The sequence below is a fragment of the Tissierellales bacterium genome (genome assembly GCA_035301805.1).
Lineage (GTDB): Bacteria > Bacillota > Clostridia > Tissierellales > DATGTQ01 > DATGTQ01.
In genome coordinates, this window is sequence record DATGTQ010000070.1 from 1 (window position 1) to 2100 (window position 2100).

General features: G+C 29.8%; 2 protein-coding genes. Both read left to right on the top strand.

Features of this window, described 5'->3' with window-relative positions; genetic code table 11:
- Positions 1 to 457: 457 nt before the first annotated feature.
- Complete coding sequence (locus tag VK071_02960) at positions 458 to 1081, top strand: TetR/AcrR family transcriptional regulator (protein HLR34271.1); 624 nt, start codon at positions 458 to 460, stop codon at positions 1079 to 1081.
- Between the two features lie 43 nt (positions 1082 to 1124).
- Positions 1125 to 2006 carry an ABC transporter ATP-binding protein gene (locus tag VK071_02965; GenBank protein HLR34272.1) on the top strand — a complete coding sequence of 294 codons (882 nt, stop codon included), beginning with the start codon at positions 1125 to 1127 and terminating at the stop codon, positions 2004 to 2006.
- Positions 2007 to 2100 lie beyond the last annotated feature (94 nt).

Sequence of the window (2100 nt, forward strand, 5' to 3'; positions counted from 1 at the left end):
ATAAAGAATTAAGCGCTGCAATTCATCTTCAATTGTAGATCTACCACTTTTTTTACTATAGCATAATAATTTAAATTTTTCAAATGTGATAGAATAGCCCTTTAATGAAAAATTGACAAGTAAGCAATAACAAGAGATAGAAGAATTGTTAAAAAAATGAAACATTATCTCTAGGACTCACCTAAATCAAAATGCCATAAAATGCCATTAATTCATTGTTATTACCTTCTTACACTTGTTTTGTTCTAAATTATACCCACTTAACCTCAAAAAACACTAATACTTTATAAAATTATTTTAAATTAGGTTAAAACAACTTAAACCAAATCAATATGAGCCAAATCCCTTACATATGATATATGGAAATATAAAGACTTTTATATTGACCTATCCGGTCACTTATGCTATAGTGTAAATGACCTAGGCAGTCAATATAATTTTAATATAAGGAGAGAAAATGATTTATTCTAAATTTGAGAATTTAAAATCAGATAAACAAAAGCAAATTATAGAGGCTTCATTAAAGGAATTTGCTAAAAATAGTTTTGAAAAAGCATCTACCAATGAAATTGTAAAAAATGCAGAAATATCTAAAGGATCATTATTTAATTATTTTAATAGTAAAAAAGAATTATATATATATTTGCTTGATTACAGTATGTATATTATTGAAGATTTGTATAAAGAAATGGATTTAAAGGAAAGAGATATATTTAAAAGAATTGGAAATTTTGGCATACAAAAATTAAGAGTGCATAAAGAATTTCCTTATGTCTTTGATTTTCTAGCTTCTGCACAGCTAGAGGAATCAGAAGAAATAAAGGATATTATTGGGGAAAAAGTGGCTCTTATATATGATAGAGGAATTAAAGAAATATATAAGGATATAGATTATTCTAAATTTCGTGATGATATAGATATAGGAAGGGCAATTGAAATATTAAACTGGACTATGTTTGGTTTTGGGGAAAAAATTATTAAGGAAATAGAAACTTTTAAAGATAGTAGTGCATTTGGGAAAAAGGCTATTGAAGAGTGGGAAATTTATTCTCACATGCTAAAAAATAATTTTTATAAGTAAAGAGTAATTAATATAATAATTAGGAGAAGAAGGGGTGTATATTATGTCGAAAATTTTAAAGGTAGAAGGTTTACAAAAAAACTTTGGAAAGGTTCAAGCCTTAAGAGATGTAACATTTAATTTAGAAGCTGGAGAAGTTGTTGGATTTATAGGTCCTAATGGAGCTGGTAAATCTACTACTATCCGAATCTTATTAGGAATTATTAAGAGGGATAAGGGAAATGCAGAAATATTTGGTAAAGATGTTTGGAAGGATAGCATTGAAATCCATAAACGAATATCCTATGTCCCAGGTGAGGTTGCTTTATGGGGGAACCTAACAGGAGGGGAAATTATTGATTTATTTATGAAACTACATGGGTCAGGGGATAAGTCAAGGCGAGATTATTTAATTAAACGTTTTGAGTTAGACCCTAGAAAGAAGTCTAAGGGATATTCTAAGGGGAATCGTCAAAAAGTTGGTTTAATTGCAGCATTATCAGTTGATTCAGACTTATATATCTTTGATGAACCAACATCTGGACTGGATCCTTTGATGGAACAGATTTTCCAAGAGGAAGTTGGGGAAATTAAGGATGCAGGTAAATCAGTTTTATTATCTTCTCATATTTTAAGTGAAGTTGAGAGACTGGCAGATAAAGTTGTTATTATACGCCAAGGGGGAATTGTAGAAGCTGGAACCCTTGATGAACTACGTCACTTGACCCGTTCTACAGTAGTATTGGAAACAGAGGAGGATGTATCTAAAATGATCAATATAAATGGAGTACATGATTTTCTACAAAAAGACAATCAAGGGATATTTTCTGCTGATCATAAATATCTTAATGATATTTTGGTAGAGGCTACTAAATTAGGAGTCAAGAAATTTGAGGCTACACCGCCAACTCTTGAGGACTTATTTATGCGCCACTATGAAGGTTAGTTGTAAGGGGGAGAATATTATGAAAGAAAAATTTGCACGCTGGGATATATTATTTGTACAATATTTAAGACGTGATTGGAAAAAAATTATAATT